Source organism: Limnohabitans sp., from assembly GCF_031538885.1.
In the GTDB taxonomy this organism is placed as follows: domain Bacteria; phylum Pseudomonadota; class Gammaproteobacteria; order Burkholderiales; family Burkholderiaceae_C; genus Limnohabitans.
The window spans coordinates 1-17,773 of sequence record NZ_JAVKLW010000136.1; the positions used below are offsets into that span (position 1 = coordinate 1).

Annotated in this window: 11 protein-coding genes, 4 tRNA genes and 2 pseudogenes; 1 reads left to right on the plus strand and 16 read right to left on the minus strand. The window is 55.7% G+C overall.

All coding sequences use genetic code 11. The annotated features are described in order from the left end of the window. The first annotated feature begins 524 nt into the window (after positions 1–524). Positions 525–2,363 carry a DEAD/DEAH box helicase gene (locus RMS03_RS10925; RefSeq protein WP_310627086.1) on the plus strand — a complete coding sequence of 613 codons (1,839 nt, stop codon included), beginning with the start codon at positions 525–527 and terminating at the stop codon, positions 2,361–2,363. An 11-nt stretch (positions 2,364–2,374) separates the two neighbouring features. Here RMS03_RS10925 and RMS03_RS10930 read toward each other — a convergent pair. The 16 genes and pseudogenes from RMS03_RS10930 to RMS03_RS11005 form a co-directional block, all read right to left on the minus strand. Further along, a pseudogene (locus tag RMS03_RS10930) lies at positions 2,375–2,620 on the minus strand (2Fe-2S iron-sulfur cluster-binding protein); the annotation flags it as partial. 24 nt (positions 2,621–2,644) lie between these two features. Continuing rightward, positions 2,645–3,444: pseudogene (locus tag RMS03_RS10935) on the minus strand (IS4 family transposase); the annotation flags it as partial. Between the two features lie 64 nt (positions 3,445–3,508). Then, positions 3,509–3,793: a high-potential iron-sulfur protein gene (locus RMS03_RS10940; protein ID WP_405023533.1), complete on the minus strand. Its 285-nt coding sequence runs from the start codon at positions 3,791–3,793 to the stop codon at positions 3,509–3,511. 119 nt (positions 3,794–3,912) lie between these two features. Then, positions 3,913–4,473: a nucleotidyltransferase family protein gene (locus tag RMS03_RS10945; RefSeq protein ID WP_310627138.1), complete on the minus strand. Its 561-nt coding sequence runs from the start codon at positions 4,471–4,473 to the stop codon at positions 3,913–3,915. After that, the gene (locus RMS03_RS10950) at positions 4,470–5,459 is read right to left on the minus strand and encodes an XdhC family protein (protein WP_310627088.1); all 990 of its coding nucleotides are present in this window, start codon (positions 5,457–5,459) and stop codon (positions 4,470–4,472) included. Before RMS03_RS10950 ends, RMS03_RS10945 begins: the two co-directional genes overlap by 4 nt. Before the next feature lie 21 nt (positions 5,460–5,480). Continuing rightward, the gene (locus RMS03_RS10955; RefSeq protein WP_310627089.1) at positions 5,481–7,631 is read right to left on the minus strand and encodes a xanthine dehydrogenase family protein molybdopterin-binding subunit; all 2,151 of its coding nucleotides are present in this window, start codon (positions 7,629–7,631) and stop codon (positions 5,481–5,483) included. 17 nt (positions 7,632–7,648) lie between these two features. Continuing rightward, entirely contained in the window at positions 7,649–8,113 is a 465-nt protein-coding gene (locus tag RMS03_RS10960) for a 2Fe-2S iron-sulfur cluster-binding protein (protein WP_310627090.1), read from the minus strand. 74 nt (positions 8,114–8,187) lie between these two features. Continuing rightward, a tRNA-Leu gene (locus RMS03_RS10965) sits at positions 8,188–8,272 on the minus strand. Positions 8,273–8,469: 197 nt separating this feature from the next. Further along, positions 8,470–8,543, minus strand: a tRNA-Cys gene (locus tag RMS03_RS10970). Positions 8,544–8,592: 49 nt separating this feature from the next. Further along, a tRNA-Gly gene (locus RMS03_RS10975) sits at positions 8,593–8,668 on the minus strand. A 57-nt stretch (positions 8,669–8,725) separates the two neighbouring features. Continuing rightward, positions 8,726–11,143, minus strand: coding sequence for an endopeptidase La (lon, locus tag RMS03_RS10980; RefSeq protein WP_310627091.1), 2,418 nt, complete (start codon positions 11,141–11,143; stop codon positions 8,726–8,728). A gap of 57 nt (positions 11,144–11,200) precedes the next feature. Then, the gene (gene clpX / locus RMS03_RS10985; RefSeq protein ID WP_310627092.1) at positions 11,201–12,466 is read right to left on the minus strand and encodes an ATP-dependent Clp protease ATP-binding subunit ClpX; all 1,266 of its coding nucleotides are present in this window, start codon (positions 12,464–12,466) and stop codon (positions 11,201–11,203) included. Between the two features lie 40 nt (positions 12,467–12,506). After that, positions 12,507–13,115, minus strand: a complete 609-nt coding sequence (clpP, locus tag RMS03_RS10990) for an ATP-dependent Clp endopeptidase proteolytic subunit ClpP (RefSeq protein ID WP_310627093.1) — start codon at positions 13,113–13,115, stop codon at positions 12,507–12,509. A gap of 20 nt (positions 13,116–13,135) precedes the next feature. Then, the gene (gene tig, locus RMS03_RS10995; protein WP_310627094.1) at positions 13,136–14,446 is read right to left on the minus strand and encodes a trigger factor; all 1,311 of its coding nucleotides are present in this window, start codon (positions 14,444–14,446) and stop codon (positions 13,136–13,138) included. Between the two features lie 63 nt (positions 14,447–14,509). Continuing rightward, a tRNA-Leu gene (locus RMS03_RS11000) sits at positions 14,510–14,596 on the minus strand. 51 nt (positions 14,597–14,647) lie between these two features. Next, positions 14,648–17,770: an efflux RND transporter permease subunit gene (locus RMS03_RS11005; protein ID WP_310627095.1), complete on the minus strand. Its 3,123-nt coding sequence runs from the start codon at positions 17,768–17,770 to the stop codon at positions 14,648–14,650. Between the last annotated feature and the right edge of the window lie 3 nt (positions 17,771–17,773).

The following is a 17,773-nucleotide window of genomic DNA, read 5'->3' on the forward strand; positions in this document are numbered from 1 at the left end:
AACCGTGACGGATGAGGAATTGACTATGATTGAAAACCGATTGAATCACCGCCCCAGAAAGCGACTAGGATTCAAGACACCTCACGAGGTATTCCATGCCTCGTTAAAGCGTGTTGCACTTCGTCCTTGAATCCGCCTTGTATTGTCTGATGCCATGAGTGCAGAATCGATAAGCCCTGACGATGCCGCCGTGCTAATCGGTGATTTGGGCAATGTCTACACCCTCTTTCAAGTTTTCACGCCAACAGTCCCTGTACTACCACCCTCCGCCGTCCTTTAAAACCCAAGGCTCAAGGCGGCGCGGCGGTAGCAAAGCTTTTCGACGCGGGGCCCCTTCAATCCATGCCACAATATGCACCGTTGTCGCCGCCAGTTGCCGCAACATCAGCACTTCTGCTGGAGCTGGTTCCAAACACTTCTCTGTTTGTGATTTCTAGAGCTCACCTGTAACTATTGCCGACCTTTGACTGGGTGGCCTTCGGGCCAAGCGGGTTGGTGTCACGCGCTGACCTAAGCGCTCCATCATGAAATTTGAAGATTTAAATTTGGCTCCGGCCATCCAAAAAGCTGTGGCCGAACAGGGCTACGAAACGCCAACCCCCATCCAAGCACAGGCTATTCCAGTCGTACTCGCTGGGCACGACTTGTTAGCCGGTGCCCAAACTGGCACTGGCAAAACAGCGGCGTTCACACTGCCGATGCTGCACAAACTCACCATGAGCCGCAGCAAAGAAAACAAGTTTGGTGTGTACGGCGTGCGCGCCCTCGTGCTAACGCCCACCCGCGAACTCGCGGCCCAAGTGGAAGAGTCGGTCCGCAACTACGGCAAGTATTTGCAACTCACCTCCACCGTCATCTTTGGCGGCGTGGGCATGAACCCGCAAGTGGCACGCATCAAAAAAGGCGTGGACATTTTGGTGGCCACCCCCGGCCGCTTGCTCGACTTGCAACAGCAAGGCTTGCTCGATTTGTCCACCGTGGAAATTTTGGTGCTCGACGAAGCCGACCGCATGTTGGACATGGGCTTCATCCACGACGTCAAAAAAATCTTGGCCTTGGTGCCCAAAGACAAACAAAGCTTGTTGTTCTCTGCTACTTTCAGCGACGAAATTCGCGAGCTGGCCAACAACCTGTTGAAAAATCCGCAAAGCATCCAAGTCACCCCCAGCAACACCACGGTGCAGCGCATCACGCAAGTGGTTCACCCGGTGGGTCGTGGCAAGAAAAAGGCTTTGCTCGCCCACATCATCAACGAGCACAACTGGAGCCAAGTGTTGGTGTTCACCCGCACCAAGTTTGGCGCCAACAACGTGGCCGAGTTCTTGACCAAGAGCGGCATCAGTGCCATGGCCTTGCACGGCAACAAGAGCCAAACCGCACGTACCCAAGCCTTGGCGGGCTTCAAGAGCGGCGACATCCGCGCCTTGGTCGCCACCGACATTGCAGCACGCGGCATCGACATTGACGAGTTGCCACACGTGGTCAACTACGAAATCCCCAACATCAGCGAAGACTATGTGCACCGCATTGGTCGCACAGGCCGCGCGGGCTCCAGCGGCGAAGCCGTGAGCTTGGTGTCATTGGATGAACAAGGGTTCATGCGCGACATCGAAATCTTTACCAAACAACAAGTGCCTGTCGTTGCGGTTGAGGGCTTTGGCCCTGAAGCCGATGAAAAGGCTGAGCCCATTGCGATGGGCCGTCAAACCCTGTGGGGCGGCTTAGGCAAGCCCCCAGGCCGTGACGTAATGGCAGCAGCGGCCAAAGCCGCACGTGGCGAAATGATGCAACGCATTCGCGACACCAAAGCCACAGGCGGCGGTCGCAATGGCGGTGGCCGTGGTGGCCAAGGCGGTAGCGACGGGGGGCGCGCACCTCGTCCGAACAGCCATGTGGGCCGTGACCGCGCGGGTGACCGCCCCGCACGTGATGGTGAGCGTGCCCAAATGGGTGACCGCCCTGCGCGTGATGGCAACCGCCAACCCGGTCAAGGCCAGGGCCAACGCCCACCACGTCAATTCGACAACCGTGCCCCCCGCAACGATGCGCCACGCCCACCACGTGACATGGATGCACCACGCGCGCCGCGTCGTGACGATGACGACTTCCAACCTCGTGCCAACGCACACCTCGGCACGCAAAGCGGCGTGAACGCGTTTGGCCACAAAACACAAGGTGGCGCGCAACGCCAGCCTGACCCCACACGCACCAGCGTCGACCTCATGACCGAACGCAAACGCGGCGGTGGTGGAGGTGGCGGTTATGGCGGCCGCTCAGGTGGCGGCAGGGGTGGAGGTGGCGGCCGCTCGGGTGGTGGACGCAGTGGTGGCGGTTTTGGTGGCGGCGGCGGTTACGCACGCTAGCCCACAAGCCCTCAAAGATCCAACATCAGCACCGCAGTTTTACTGCGTGAACAGCACGGCGTGAACTGATCGTTCGCGTCTTGCTCTTCGCCGCTGAGGTACATGTCTCGGTGGTCGGGCACACCGCCCACCACACGGGTCAAACACGTGCCACAAATACCCTGACCGCACGACATCGGCACATCCATGCCTGCGGCCCCTTGCACTTGCAAGTGCTGACCCGACTTCAGCAACTCTAAAGTGAACACACCATCACTACCCACAGACTCAGTAGTGTCCGGTTAAAAAGTGAACAAATTCAACTGCTTAGCGCTGTCTACCTCTTCTGATGTGTAGGCATCAGGCCGCAAGACGCATGAAATCGACATTTTCTCGAAAACAGACTCCGACAAAATCTGTAGAAAAGTGTAGAGCGAGGCCTCCAATTGCAACTCCTTCTTGACAAGGGCAATCAGCACGTACGTGGCCACGGCGCACCAGATTTGCGTCTTGACCGCGTTTTCGCTGGTGCCCAAAAATTTCTTGATGCGCAGATGCTGCTTGATCCATTTGAAGAACAACTCGACCTGCCAACGGTTCTTGTACAGGGCTGTGATGGTCAACGCTGGCAGTGTCATGTTGTTGCTCAGAAAGACGAGTGTCTTTTCCGATCCCAGGTCGTTGAACTTGATGCGCCGCAGATGCGCGGGATAGTTTTGGCCTGCGTAGTGCCCATTGAGTGCAATGGTCTGATCGCAGACAAGGCCTGTGGTTTTTTCCACAGGAGCCGAGTACACACGCCGGGCGTTCATATTGCTCTTGGCACGGGTCACGAAGAAGGTCGCGCACTGGTGCATGGTGTACAGGCGAGAGAAATCCAGATAGCCCCTCTGTCCATGATGTAGAAAGCGCCCGCCTCGATGGGCAGCATGTCCAGCACATGCACATCGTGCATCTTGCCGTCGCTGATGTGGATGAAGGCCGGGATGGAGCCGCGCAAGTCCAGCAAGGTGTGCATCTTCACAGCGGCCTTGGCGGAGCGAAACGGTGCCCAGTCGAACAACCCCAGACACAGGTCGATGGTGGTGGAGTCCAAGAAAAAATGGGAGCCCGTTGGCTCCCATGGTGTGATGGCCTCTGACGAGAGGCCGAGGCCGAGGCTGAGATTAAGCCTTTTTCGCGTAAGCCGTGCACCAAGCTTTAGCAGAGACTTGTTTGCCCGCAAACAAAGGGCATCCACCCGCAGCATCGCCTGCTTTACCTTGGAACAACGCACAGTTGCTGCACTGTTGGCCAGCCGCATATTTGGGTTGTTTGGCTTTGTCCACTTTTGTGGCGTCTGCTTTGTAGCCCAAGCCTGTGGCTTGAGGGTCTTTCTCGTCCACCATCGCAGCTTGTGCCGCCGTTGTCGCGAAGGCGGCGATGCCAGCAACAGAGATGGTTTGCATCATGAAAACACGACGGTTGGTAGGTTTGTTCATAAGAGTGCCCTTAGCAAAGTTGGAAATAGGGCCAGAAGATGCTGGCGGCACTATCTTAGCGGCTCGCAAAAGCCCGTGATTGACAGAAGTCAAATGCCTAGACGTTTTTGCAAACCTATATGAGCCTGTGCCAGCGCCGCCACCGTATCGACATCCAACACACAGCCCTCATCCACCACATCCAATCTGCAAACTGGATGTTGGGCCAACACAGCGCGCGCGCCTTGATCCCCCTGGAGTTGCAATAGCGCAGCACCACATGACGCATCAAACCCAATGGGATGGCCTTGTTGGCCCTGATAAAACGGCACCACCACGGCATGTTGCTGCAAAGCAGCCGCCACAGACAACAGCGTGTCAGCCTGAATCAACGGCAAGTCCGCAGGCAAGACCAACCAAGCGCTGGCATGTGCGGTTGCAGCCACCCCGCAAGCGATACTGCCGCCCATACCAGGTTCATGTAAGTGTGCGGTGTGTTCGCGTTCGACCACATGAAACGGCAAGCCACTGGCTTGCACTGCGGCCAGCACATGGTCGCGCACACGTTGGCCACACAGCAAGGTATGGAGTTTGTCTTGGGTCGAACCTGAAGCTTTGAAGCGTTCACCTTTGCCTGCGGCCAGTACGATGACAGTCGGCAAAGGCGTCACGTCTTGAGGCAAGAGGATTCGCTCGCGCTGGGCGCCACCACCGCCGCATTTTTGACCTGCACGATTTGTGCAAGGATGGACACCGCAATTTCTGCGGGTGTTTTGGCCGCGATGTTCAAACCCACGGGGCCATGCAAACGTGCCAAGGCTTGCTCGCTCACCTCCAAGTGCTCCATCAAGCGTTGCTTGCGCGTGGCTTGATTGCGACGCGATCCCAAGGCTCCCACGTAAAACGCATCCGAGTTCAAGGCCTCCATCAAAGCCATGTCGTCGAGCTTGGCGTCATGCGTCAAAGCCACCACCGCGGTGTGCGCGTCGGGTTTGAGCGCCAGCACGACGTCATCGGGCATGCCCATGACACGCGTGACACCTTCGAGGCCCAAGCTTGCGGCGTACTCTTCTCGCGGGTCACACACCAACACCTCGAAATCGAGCAACTGGGCCATGTGCGCCACGGTTTGACTGAGTTGGCCAGCGCCAATCAACAACAAGCGCCAGCGTGGTCCAAACAAGGTGGTGAGTGTGAGGCCATCAAACTGCAAGGCATCGGTGCGCACAGCATCGCGCAGTGTCACCTCCCCCGTCGACAACTTCACCGTCCGCGCCACCAATTGGTGAGACGCGGTGCGTTGCAACACCTCTTCAATCCAAGCCACGTCTTTGACAGGCTCTTGCACCAAGCGCAAGGTGCCGCCGCAGGGCAATCCGAAGCGAGTCGCTTCTTCTTTGCTCACGCCGTAGGCCACCATCGAGGGGTGTGCGAGCGCGTCGTACTCGCCCGCTTTGATGCGCGCGATCAAATCGTCCTCGACACACCCACCCGAGACAGAGCCGCTGACCACACCATCATCGCGCACCGCCAACAAAGCACCGGGGGGACGCGGGGCGCTGCCCCACGTCTCCACCACCGTGACCAAGGTGACGCGTCGACCCATCTGACGCCAGGCAAGCACATCACCCAACACACGCAGGTCTAAGCTCTCCATCGCAGCGTCTTTCGTGGTGGCTTAAGCCACCGCTGTTTGCTTGAGCACGTCGGCCGTGATAGGCAAACGACGCACCCGCTTGCCCGTGAGCTTGGCCACCGCATTGGCAATGGCTGGGGCCACCACTGCGGTGGCGGGCTCACCAATGCCGCCTGGCTTCTCGCTGCTTTGAACCAACATGATGTCAATCTTGGGCGCCTCGTGCATGCGTACTGGCTGGAAGTTGTGATAGTTGGTCTCTTGCACACGACCAGCCGTCATGGTGATTTGGTGCTTCAACGCCGCGCCCATGCCAAAGATGATGCTGGACTGCAACTGCGCCTCGACCGTGTCGGGGTTGACCATGTGGCCTAAGTCTGCGGCCACCGACACGCGATGCACTTGTACCTCGCCGTTGGCATCCAAACTCACTTCCGCGACTTGCGCCATGTAAGTGTCATAGCCTTCCATCAAAGCAATGCCCAGTGCGCGGCCCTTGGCCACAGGCTTGCCCCAACCCGCTTTGTCTGCGGCGAGTTTGAGCACGTTGGCAAAGCGGGGCTTGCCCGCCAGCAGGCTCATGCGGTAGTCGTAGGGGTCTTTGCCAGCGGCTTTGGCCAGCTCGTCCATGAAGCTCTCATTGGCAAACGCATTCATGTTATGGCTCACGGCACGCCAGTAGCCCACGCGCACACCCGTGTCGTGAATCACCAAATCGTGCTGGGTGTTGGCGATGTTGTAGCCCGCCACCGCAGCTTCGGCCATGAACGGGTCCATCGTGTCTTTGGGTAAACCAAACGCGCGTTGCGTCACTGACTGAGAAGCGACCTTGAAGTGCAAAGCCACAGGCTTGCCTGAGGCATCCAGACCGGCCTTGAGTTGGTTCACGCCGACAGGTCGGTAGTAGTCATGCGTCATGTCGTCTTCACGTGTCCACAGCAATTTGACGGGCTTGTTGACGGCCTTGGAGATTTGTGCAGCTTGGACGATGAAATCCCACTCCAAGCGACGACCAAAACCACCACCCAAGAAAGTGGTTTGCAGTGTGACGTCTTCAGGCTTGAGGCCCAACGCGCCAGCCACGGCGCCTTGGGCGCCTTGTTGGAATTGTGTAGGGCCAATCAGCAAGGCTTTGTTGCCTTGCACATGGGCTGTGAAGTTCATGGGCTCGAGCGGCGCATGCGCTTGCAAGGGGATGACGTACTCGGCTTCGATCACCTTCGCGGCGCCTTTGAGTGCCGCAGCCACATCGCCTTGTGGCTTGGTGATTTCCAGCACCTTGCCGGTCTTCAAGGCTTGACGTGTGCCATCAATCACGCTGGCATCGCTCAAGGCAGCACCTGCACCCTCGTCCCACTGAATGCTCAGCAAGTCACGGGCTTTCTTGGCTTGCCACCAGCTGCTAGCAACCACAGCCACCCCATCGTTGAGTTGCACCACATCAATCACGCCCGTCGATGCTTTGGCTGCTGTGCCGTCAAAGCTTTTGACCTTCCCGCCAATCACGGGGCACTGCGTCAGCGAGGCGTAGACCATGCCCGGCAACTTCACATCAATACCAAACTCGGCCGTGCCATTGACCTTGGCTGGCGTGTCCACACGCTTGGTGCGCTTGCCCACGATTTTGAAATCCTTGGGGTCTTTGAGCGGCGGCTTCTCAGGCACAGGCATGCTGGCGGCAGATTGCGCCAAATCACCGTAGGTGGACTTGAGACCTTTTGGCCCGTAAATCATGCCTTTGTCGGCTTTGATCAGGTCGCGGTCCACATTCCAGCGCGCGGCGGCCGCGGTGATCAGCATCTCGCGCACTTGCGCACCCGCCACGCGCAGCTTGAGCCAACCGTCACGTACCGAGGTAGAGCCCCCCGTGATTTGTGCGCCCAACAAAGCATTGACATACACCGCATCAGGCGGTGCAGCAGCCACTTTGATCTGGCGGATGTCTACATGCAGTTCTTCTGCAATCAACATCGGCATGGAGGTGTAAACGCCCTGACCCATTTCCGAACGGGCCGACAACAAGGTGATGACGTTGTTGTCCGCAATGTGCACCCACGCATTGGGCGTGTGCACGGTGCCTGAGGCCCTGGCCTCACCCTGTGTGCCAGGCAGGTTGAAACCAAGCATCAGGCCGCCTGTGACGGCGGCAGATGTTTGCAGGAAGGAACGGCGAGAGGTATTTGTGTGTGTCATGGTGTATCTCCAGCAGTTCAAGCTTGGCGCATCATGGCGGCGGCATCTTTGATGGCAGCGCGTACACGGGTGTAGGTGCCACAACGGCAAAGGTTGCCGCTCATGGCTTGATCGATCTCGGTATCGCTGGGATTTTTGTTTTTAGCCAGCAACGCGGCGGCACTCATCAACTGGCCCGATTGGCAGTAGCCGCATTGCGGCACATCGTGTTTGATCCATGCCACTTGCAGCGGGTGGCTGTTGTCTTTGGAAAGACTTTCCACCGTGGCGACTTTTTTGCCTGAGACCGTCGAGAGCGGGGTTTGGCAGGACCGCACGGGCTGGCCGTCGACATGCACCGTACACGCGCCACACAAGGCAGCACCGCAACCGAACTTGGTGCCGGTCAGACCCAACTCATCACGGATTACCCACAGCAGGGGGGTGTCTGTTTCGGCATTGGCCTTGGCAGCCTTGCCGTTGATTTGAAAATCGACACTCATCAACGTCTCCTCGAAAAATAAAAGTACAGCGAAAAGCCTACCATATATCGAGACAAGACGGTAAATGTTACCGATGGTGCCCGGGGCCGGAATCGAACCGGCACGCCTCGCGGCGGGGGATTTTGAGTCCCCTGCGTCTACCAATTTCACCACCCGGGCACAAACGAGAAGGTCTATATTATGGCACAAATTCCTCATTGCTTTCCACACTAGTGCCCCACCGTTTTGAATGGGGTTTGTTGAAGAGGCGTTTGACCGATTTTAGGAGCGTCCTGAATCTGACCAAGCAGGGTGAGATCGGCATAGTTTCAAACACAAAAAAGGACTTACGATCACTCGTAAGTCCTTGATTTATATGGAGGCGCGACCCAGAGTCGAACTGGGCTAAACGGATTTGCAATCCGGTGCATAACCGCTTTGCTATCGCGCCATCTACTTTGACGAAAAAGGGAAGCATTGACTGCTTCCCTTTTCGAATTTGGAGCGGGAAACGAGGCTCGAACTCGCGACCTCAACCTTGGCAAGGTTGCGCTCTACCAACTGAGCTATTCCCGCATTAAACCGATATTCTAGCGTATTTTTCTGCTCAGAGAGACTGACATCAGAAAAATCTTAGTGCTTCACGGCCTCTGTCTTGGTGCCTGCGTCCGTCATTGGCGTGGCAGACACAACAGGCACGTCGTCTGGCAAAGGTGTTGGCGTTTTTTCAAGCGCGATTTCCAAGACTTTATCAATCCAACGCACTGGCACGATCTCCAAACCGTTCTTCACGTTTTCTGGAATCTCTTGCAAGTCTTTGATGTTCTCCTCAGGAATCATCACCGTCTTGATGCCACCGCGTAATGCAGCCAGCAGCTTTTCTTTCAAGCCACCAATCGCCGTCACCTCGCCACGCAATGTGATTTCACCTGTCATTGCCACATCGGCACGTACAGGAATACCGGTCAGCGCGGACACAAGGGCCGTGGTCATGGCCGCACCTGCGCTCGGACCATCCTTCGGTGTGGCACCGTCTGGCACGTGAATGTGAATGTCACGCTTTTCCAGCAACTCTTCAGAGATGCCCAAGCGACGTGCTCGGCTACGCACCACCGTGCGTGCAGCTTCGACAGATTCTTTCATCACATCGCCCAAAGAGCCGGTGCGCGTGATGGTGCCCTTGCCAATCATGATGGCGGCTTCGATGGTCAGCAAATCGCCGCCCACTTCAGTCCACGCCAAACCGACCACTTGGCCAACTTGGTTCTCCGCTTCCACACGTCCATAGGTGTACTTGCGCACGCCGAGGAACTCAGGCAAATCGTCCGCTGTCACTCTGACTTGCGGCTTCATTTGTTTGAGCAACAAGGCCTTGACCACCTTACGGCAAATCTTGGACATTTCGCGCTCCAGCGAACGCACACCCGCTTCGCGGGTGTAGTAGCGCACGATGTCGCGAATAGCGGCTTCATCCACCGACAACTCTTCGTCTTTCACGCCGTTGTTTTTCATTTGCTTGGGTAGCAAATACTTCATCGCGATGTGTGTTTTTTCATCTTCGGTGTACCCCGACAAACGAATGACTTCCATCCGGTCCAACAAAGCAGGCGGAATATTCATCGAGTTGGAGGTGGCAACAAACATCACATCACTCAAGTCGTAATCAACTTCCACATAATGATCGGCGAACTTGTTGTTTTGCTCAGGGTCCAGCACCTCCAGCAACGCACTGGAAGGATCGCCACGCGAGTCCATGCCCAACTTGTCAATCTCGTCCAACAAGAACAAAGGATTGCGTGTGCCCACCTTGGTCAAGCTTTGCAGCACCTTGCCTGGCATTGCGCCAATGTAGGTGCGACGGTGACCACGAATTTCAGCCTCGTCGCGCATGCCACCCAAAGCCATGCGCACGTATTTACGACCCGTGGCTTTGGCAATCGATTGACCTAGAGAGGTTTTACCCACGCCAGGGGGGCCGACCAAACAAAGAATGGGGGCTTTGACTTTGTCCACACGCTGTTGGACAGCAAGGTATTCCAAGATGCGGTCTTTGACTTTGTCGAGGCCGTAATGGTCTTCATTCAACACATCTTCAGCATTGCCGAGGTCATGTTTAATCTTGGTCTTTTTGTTCCATGGCAAGCCCACCAAGACATCAAGGTAGTTACGCACGACAGTGGCTTCAGCCGACATGGGTGACATGAGCTTGAGTTTCTTCAGCTCTGCTTCTGCTTTCTTGCGGGCCTCTTGGGGCATGCGAGCAGCTTTGATCTTCTTCTCGACCTCTTCGATGTCCGCACCCTCTTCGCCTTCGCCCAGTTCTTTCTGGATGGCTTTGACTTGTTCGTTCAGATAGAAGTCACGTTGGTTCTTTTCCATCTGACGCTTGACGCGGCCACGGATTTTTTTGTCTACATTGAGGATTTCAACCTCACGCTCGATTTGCTCAAACAAGTTGGACAAACGATCACGCACAGGCGATAGGTCAAGAACGACTTGCTTGCTCTCGAGCTTCAAAGGCAAATGTGCAGCGATGGTGTCAGCCAAACGGCCTGCATCATCAATGCTGGCAATGGAGGTCAAAATCTCGGGCGGAATTTTCTTGTTCAGTTTGACGTATTGGTCAAACTGCTGCATCACAGCGCGGCGCAGGGCCTCCACCTCGCTGCCAGATTCAGCCGGCAACACTTCGATAGGCGTGACGTGGGCGGTGAAGTGCGATTCACCGTCTTCAATGCCGTCCACCTTGGCCCGCTGCTGGCCTTCAACCAACACCTTGACGGTGCCGTCTGGCAACTTGAGCATTTGCAAAATTGTGGAGATGCAACCGACTTCAAACATGTCGGTGACAGCAGGCTCATCTTTGGCGGCTGCTTTTTGGGCCACCAGCATGATGCGGCGTTCTGCAGCCATAGCGGCCTCTAAGGCCTTGATGCTCTTGGGACGTCCGACAAACAGTGGAATCACCATGTGCGGAAACACCACTACGTCGCGCAAAGGCAACAAGGGCAGCTCAAGAGGCGTAGCAGGTAGCAAGGGTTGTCCAGACATGGTCAGCCTTCCAGTAAAAAGGGACAGGCTTCGTTGCACTGTCCCCGAGTTCAATCATCAAGCCTTTTTGGCGGCCTCTCGGTACACCAACAAAGGAGGTTTATTTTCTTCGATGGTGGCTTCTTCAACCACCACCTTTTCGACATTCTGCGAATTCGGTAGTTCGTACATGGTGTCAATCAGCAATTGCTCAAGGATAGAACGCAAACCGCGCGCACCCGTCTTTCGTGCCAAAGCTTTTTTGGCAATCGCACGCAAAGCTGCGGGGCGAATTTCAAGCTCAGCGCCTTCCATAGCCAACAGTTTGCTGTACTGTTTCACCAAGGCATTCTTAGGCTCGGTCAAGATTTGCACCAACGCATCTTCCGTCAATTCAGCCAATGTCGCCACGACAGGCATACGGCCCACCAGCTCGGGAATCAAACCGAACTTGATGATGTCAGCAGGCTCGACTTCACCGAAGACTTCGGACAAGCTGCGTGACTCTTTGCTCTTGACCGTCGCACCAAACCCGATACCCGAGGCTTCTGTGCGGTTCTCAATGACTTTCTCAAGCCCTGCAAACGCACCGCCACAAATAAACAAGATGTTGGTGGTGTCAACTTGCAAAAAGTCTTGATTGGGGTGCTTGCGACCACCTTGAGGTGGAATGCTCGCCATCGTGCCTTCAATCAATTTGAGCAAGGCTTGTTGCACACCCTCGCCTGACACATCACGGGTGATAGAAGGGTTGTCGGACTTGCGCGAAATCTTGTCAATCTCGTCGATGTAGACGATGCCGCGTTGCGCACGCTCCACGTCGTACTCGCAGCTTTGCAGCAACTTTTGGATGATGTTTTCAACATCCTCACCCACATAACCGGCTTCAGTCAAAGTAGTGGCATCTGCCATGACGAAAGGCACATTTAGCATGCGCGCCATGGTTTGCGCTAATAAGGTTTTGCCTGAACCTGTCGGGCCAATCAGCAAGATATTGCTCTTGGTCAGTTCAACATCATCTTTCTTAGACGACTCTTTGTGCTTCAACCGCTTGTAGTGGTTGTACACCGCCACAGCCAAGGTACGTTTGGCAGGCTCTTGGCCAATCACATAGTTATCGAGATTAGCTTTGATTTGCGCAGGCGTCGGCAGATCGCTGCCTTTTTCTTTGCTGGCATCTAAGTTGGGCAACTCGTCACGAATGATTTCATTGCACAAGTCGATGCACTCATCACAAATGAAAATCGAAGGTCCTGCAATGAGCTTTTTGACTTCGTGCTGGCTCTTACCGCAGAAGGTGCAGTAGAGCGTTTTTTCGCCAGAAGCGCTTTTTTTATCTGCCATGTACGTGCTGTGCTTGTGTGTGAGGTGTGCGTGGTGCCGGTTAGCTGCGTTTGCTGATCACTTGATCAATCAAACCATACTCTTTGGACTCGTCAGCACTCAAATAGTAATCGCGTTCGGTATCACGCTCAATTTTTTCAAGCGGCTGGCCCGTACGTTCAGCCAAGATGCGATTCAACTGATCGCGTGTTTTCAAGATTTCACGAGCGTGAATTTCGATTTCAGTCGCTTGTCCACGGGCACCGCCCAAAGGCTGATGAATCATGACCTTGGAGTTTGGCAGCGAAAAACGCTTGCCCTTCTCGCCAGCCGTCAGCAAAAACGCGCCCATGCTGGCAGCCATGCCAATGCAAAATGTGGACACGTGAGGCTTGATGAAGTTCATCGTGTCGAAAATCGACATGCCCGCGCTCACCGAACCACCGGGAGAGTTGATGTAGAGCGAAATGTCTTTGTCTGGGTTCTCGCTCTCAAGGAACAACAACTGAGCAACCACCAAGTTGGCCGTTTGATCGTTGACTTCGCCCACTAAGAAAATCACGCGCTCTTTGAGCAAACGTGAATAGATGTCGTAAGACCGCTCGCCGCGGCCCGACTGTTCAATCACCATGGGAACCATGCCTAAAGCTTGTGTATCCAGTGCGCTCATGTTGTTTCCTTGTAGGCGGATCAAGATTGACCCATCAATTCGTCGAATGAAATCGCCTTGGCGTTGACCTTAGCTTTAGACAAGATGAAGTCAGTCACGTTGTTTTCAATGACGATGGCTTCAACTTCGCCCAGCCGGCCCATGTCGCTGTAATACCAGCGCACGACCTCGGCGGGCTTCTCGTAGCTAGAGGCCAATTCTTCAATGTGTGCTTTGATTTGTTCAGCCGTCGCTTGCAAGTTATTGGCGCGAACCAAATCAGCCACCACCAAGCCCATGCGCACGCGCTTTTCAGCTTTTGTGCGAAACACATCGTCAGGGATAGGCGCCTTGTCAGCATCTTTGATGCCACGGGCTTTCAAATCAGCGCGTGCGCCCTCCACCATGCGGTCGAGTTCGGCTTGCACGCTGGCATTGGGTAAATCAAGCTCGGCCTTCGTGGCGACAGAATCTAAAGCGGCTTGCTTGTTGCGACCCAGCAAACGGAACTTCACTTCGCGCTCGAGGTTGCTCTTGATGTCAGCGCGCAAACCCGCGACGGTGGCATCCGCCACACCCAAAGACTTGGCCAACTCGTCCGTCACTTCTGGCAAATGCGCAGCTTCGACTTTTTTCAAGGTCACCAAGAAATCAGACTGTTTGCCCGCCACATCTTTGCCGTGGTAATCAGCAGGAAAGCTCAGAGGGAAGGTTTTGCTTTCGCCAGACTTCATGCCGCGCACGGCATCTTCAAATTCTTTCAGCATCTGGCCTTCGCCCAGCAAGAACTGGAAGTCTTCGGCCTTACCGCCTTGGAATGGATCGCCATCAATCTTTCCTTCGAAGTCGATGGTCACGCGGTCGCTGTCTTGCGCGGCACCATCCAAGCCACGTTGGGCGAAGGTACGGCGTTGCTTGCGCAAAATATCAATGGTTTTGTCAATCGCCGCATCGGTCACTTCTGCGGCTACTTTGTCCACTTCGACGCTGGACAAATCAGGGAACTTCACTTCTGGGTACACCTCGAAAATGGCATCGAATTGCATCTCGCCTTCTGGTGCGCCTTCTTTTTCGGTGATACGTGGCTGGCCTGCCACGCGCAATTTGGCTTCGTTCGTGGCCACAGCAAATGCTTCACCCACTTTGTCGTTCATCACTTCAAACTGTGTGGAGTAGCCGTAGCGCTGCGCCACGATGTTCATCGGCACTTTGCCTGGACGGAAACCATCAATCTTGACTTGGCGTGCCACGCGCTTCAAACGCACGTCCACTTCCTTGGCGATGACGTCCACGAGCAACGTCAAAGTAATTTTGCGTTCCAGCTTTTCCAAAGTTTCAACAGTCACGGCCATGTGGTTTCTCCTAAATTTGGCAGGGTCAGCAACGGCCTGATGGCCGCTTGCTCTCAATCAAGTTGGTGCGCGGGGCGGGACTCGAACCCGCACATCCTTGCGGACGTCAGGACCTAAACCTGGTGCGTCTACCAATTTCGCCACCCGCGCGGGTTCTAAATAACAACGGGTGGTCTGGGAAGACCACCCGCTTGAAATCGGTCAGCCTTGCATTTTAGACGGCTTTTCGACCTTAAACCACGCCGCGTACATGGCAGGCAGTGCCAACAGCGTCAAGACGGTGGCAACGACCAAGCCACCCATGATGGCAACCGCCATCGGCCCCCAAAACACGCTGCGTGTGAGGGGAATCATCGCCAACACCGCCGCCGCTGCGGTCAACACAATCGGACGCAAGCGACGCACCGCCGACTCCACAATCGCCTCCCAAGCAGGGATGCCACTGGCTCGGTCTTGCTCAATTTGGTCAATCAAGATCACCGAGTTGCGTTGAATCATCCCCATCAAAGCAATCACCCCGAGCAAGGCTACAAAGCCAAACGGTCGATTCAAGGCCAGCAAAGCGCCAGCCACGCCGGCCAACCCCAAAGGCCCCGTCAAGAACACCAACACGGCGCGGCTGAAACTATGCAACTGCAACATCAACAAGGTGAAGGTGATGAACAACATCACCGGCATTCCTGCCGAGATGGAGCTAGAGCCCTTGGAACTTTCCTCCACCGCACCTGCCACCTCAATGCGGTAGGGCTGCGCATCCGCCTCCAGCCACTTGGCCTCCAACTTCTTCAAGTTAGGCAGCAACTGTTGGGTCACGGTCGCGCCTTGCAAGCCCTCAATGATGTCGCACTGCACCGTGATGGCGTACTCGCGGCCTTCGCGCCACATCACACCCGGTTCCCACGAAAACACCGGCTTGACGATTTGCGTCGCTGGAATCATGCGGCCTGATGCTGTGGGAATGTAGGCATTGGTTAGATCGCTGATCGCATCACGCTCATTGATCGGCTGACGCAACACAATGTCGATGAGTTTGTTGTTCTCGCGAAACTGCTCCACAGTGGAGCCCACCAACAACGTACGCATGGCTTGCGCAATAGACTGGCTCGTCACCCCCAAAGACAGCGCCTTGGCTTGGTCCACCTCTAAGCGGATCACTTTGACGGCTTCGTTCCAGTTGTCGTTCACGCCCCGTGTGGATGGGCTGGCGCGCATCTGCGCCTTCACCTCATCGGCACGCATGCGCAACACTTTGGGGTCAGAGCCCACCACGCGGAACTGCACGGGATAAGGCACGGGCGGACCATTGGGCAGCAGCTTGACCCGCGCACGCGCCTCTGGAAACTCCTGCACTAGCAGCGCAGGCAATGCCAAGCGCAAAGACTCGCGACGCTCCAAACTCTCGGGCACCACAATCAATTGCGACACATTGGTTTGCGGGAACACTTGGTCCAGCGGCAAATAAAACCGCGGCACGCCCGAACCTATCCAAGTACTCACGGTTTGCACACCCGACTCTTTGAGCAAACGCTGCTCCACCGCCTTCGTCACCACTTCATTCGCATTGAAGGATGTGCCCTCTGGAAACCACAAGTCCACCAAGATTTCGGGGCGGCTGGAATCTGGGAAAAACTGCTGCTGCACACGCCCCATCCCCACCAAGCCCAACACAAAAATAAGGCCGGTGATGCCAATCGCTTTCCAGCGGTACTCCACGCACCACGTGACCAACGTGCGAAAGCGGCGATAAAACGGACCATCAAACAACTCATGTTCGCCACCGTGCTCTCTATGCGGCTTGACTTGCAGCAGCAAGGTACCCAAATACGGCACAAAGTACACCGACACCCACCAGCTCAACACCAAAGCAATCACCGTCACCGCAAAGATGGCGTAGGTGTACTCCCCCACGGTTGACTTGGCCATGCCAATTGGCAAGAAACCAGCGGCGGTGATGAGTGTGCCTGTCAGCATCGGTATGGCCGTCACCTCATACGCGAACGTGGCTGCGCGCACACGGTCGTAACCCTCTTCCATTTTCCGCACCATCATCTCCACCGCAATGATGGCGTCGTCCACCAACAAGCCCAGCGCAATGATGAGTGAGCCCAACGAAATTTTGTGCAGACCAATTCCCCAATAATTCATGGCCAAAAAGGTCATCGACAACACCAGCGGAATCGTGATGGCCACCACCAAGCCAGGGCGCATGTCCACATACCAACCGTAGCGTCCGCCCTTGTGCAAACCCAAAGCTACAAAGCTCACCAACAACACAATCAACACCGCCTCAACCAGCACGTGCACAAACTCACCCACCGACTTCGTCACCGCCTTGGGTTGGTCCTGCACCTTCAACAAAGTCACACCAACGGGGAGCGTTTTTTCAATGCGTGCGGTTGCTCGCTCCAACGCTTTACCCAAGGCAATGATGTCCCCCCCCTTGCCCATCGACACCCCCAGTGCAATCACGGGCTTGCCTTGGTGATGCACCTTCACTGTCGCGGGCTCCACATAACCACGGGTCACTGTGGCGATATCCCCTAGCTTGAGTTGCTGCACCGAACTGCCACGAATAGGCATGGCGCGCAACTGCGCTTCGGTTTCAAACTGACCACCAATACGCACCTGCAACACATCCAACGGGGCTTGCACCGTCCCCGCGTTTTCCACTGCGTTTTCTTGGCTCAGCTGCGCCAATACCCCGCCCACATCGAGCCCCATTTGAACCAAACGTTTTTGAGGAATTTCGATGAAGATTTTTTCATCTTGCACACCAAACTGCTCGACCTTGGCCACATCTGGAACGCGCAGCAATTGCTGCCGCACATCATCGGCAAACCTCTTCACCTCAGCAGGCGTAAACCCTGGCGCATCCAACGCGTAGATCACGCCATACACATCCCCAAAATCATCGTTAAAGAACGGACCTTGCACCCCTTGCGGCAATGTGTAGCGCATGTCACCAATCTTCTTGCGCACCGCATACCAAGCATTGGGCACATCGGCAGGCTTAGACGAATCCTTCAGTTGAAAAATGATTTGTGACTCGCCCGGCTTTGAATAGCTGCGAATCTTGTCGGCATAGGGCACCTCTTGCAAGGTACGCTCAATCTTGTCGGTCACTTGCTCAGCCACTTGATGCGCTGTGGCACCCGGCCAATACGTGCGCACCACCATCACCCGAAAGGTAAATGGCGGGTCTTCATCTTGGCCCAACTGGAAGTAAGCAGCGACGCCTAGGAGCATCAGCACGACCATCAAATACCGCGTCAGTGCTGGGTGGTCCAGCGCCCACTTCGAAAGGTTGAATTTATCTTCCATCATTCA

Coding starts and splice junctions, on each gene's coding strand:
- RMS03_RS10950 (WP_310627088.1), bottom strand. CDS start 5,459: ATGGAGAGCTTAGACCTGCGTGTGTTGGGTGATGTGCTTGCCTGGCGT.
- clpX (WP_310627092.1), bottom strand. CDS start 12,466: ATGGCAGATAAAAAAAGCGCTTCTGGCGAAAAAACGCTCTACTGCACC.
- RMS03_RS10960 (WP_310627090.1), bottom strand. CDS start 8,113: ATGAGTGTCGATTTTCAAATCAACGGCAAGGCTGCCAAGGCCAATGCC.
- RMS03_RS10955 (WP_310627089.1), bottom strand. CDS start 7,631: ATGACACACACAAATACCTCTCGCCGTTCCTTCCTGCAAACATCTGCC.
- RMS03_RS10940 (WP_405023533.1), bottom strand. CDS start 3,793: ATGATGCAAACCATCTCTGTTGCTGGCATCGCCGCCTTCGCGACAACG.
- lon (WP_310627091.1), bottom strand. CDS start 11,143: ATGTCTGGACAACCCTTGCTACCTGCTACGCCTCTTGAGCTGCCCTTG.
- tig (WP_310627094.1), bottom strand. CDS start 14,446: ATGGCCGTGACTGTTGAAACTTTGGAAAAGCTGGAACGCAAAATTACT.
- RMS03_RS10925 (WP_310627086.1), top strand. CDS start 525: ATGAAATTTGAAGATTTAAATTTGGCTCCGGCCATCCAAAAAGCTGTG.
- clpP (WP_310627093.1), bottom strand. CDS start 13,115: ATGAGCGCACTGGATACACAAGCTTTAGGCATGGTTCCCATGGTGATT.
- RMS03_RS11005 (WP_310627095.1), bottom strand. CDS start 17,770: ATGATGGAAGATAAATTCAACCTTTCGAAGTGGGCGCTGGACCACCCA.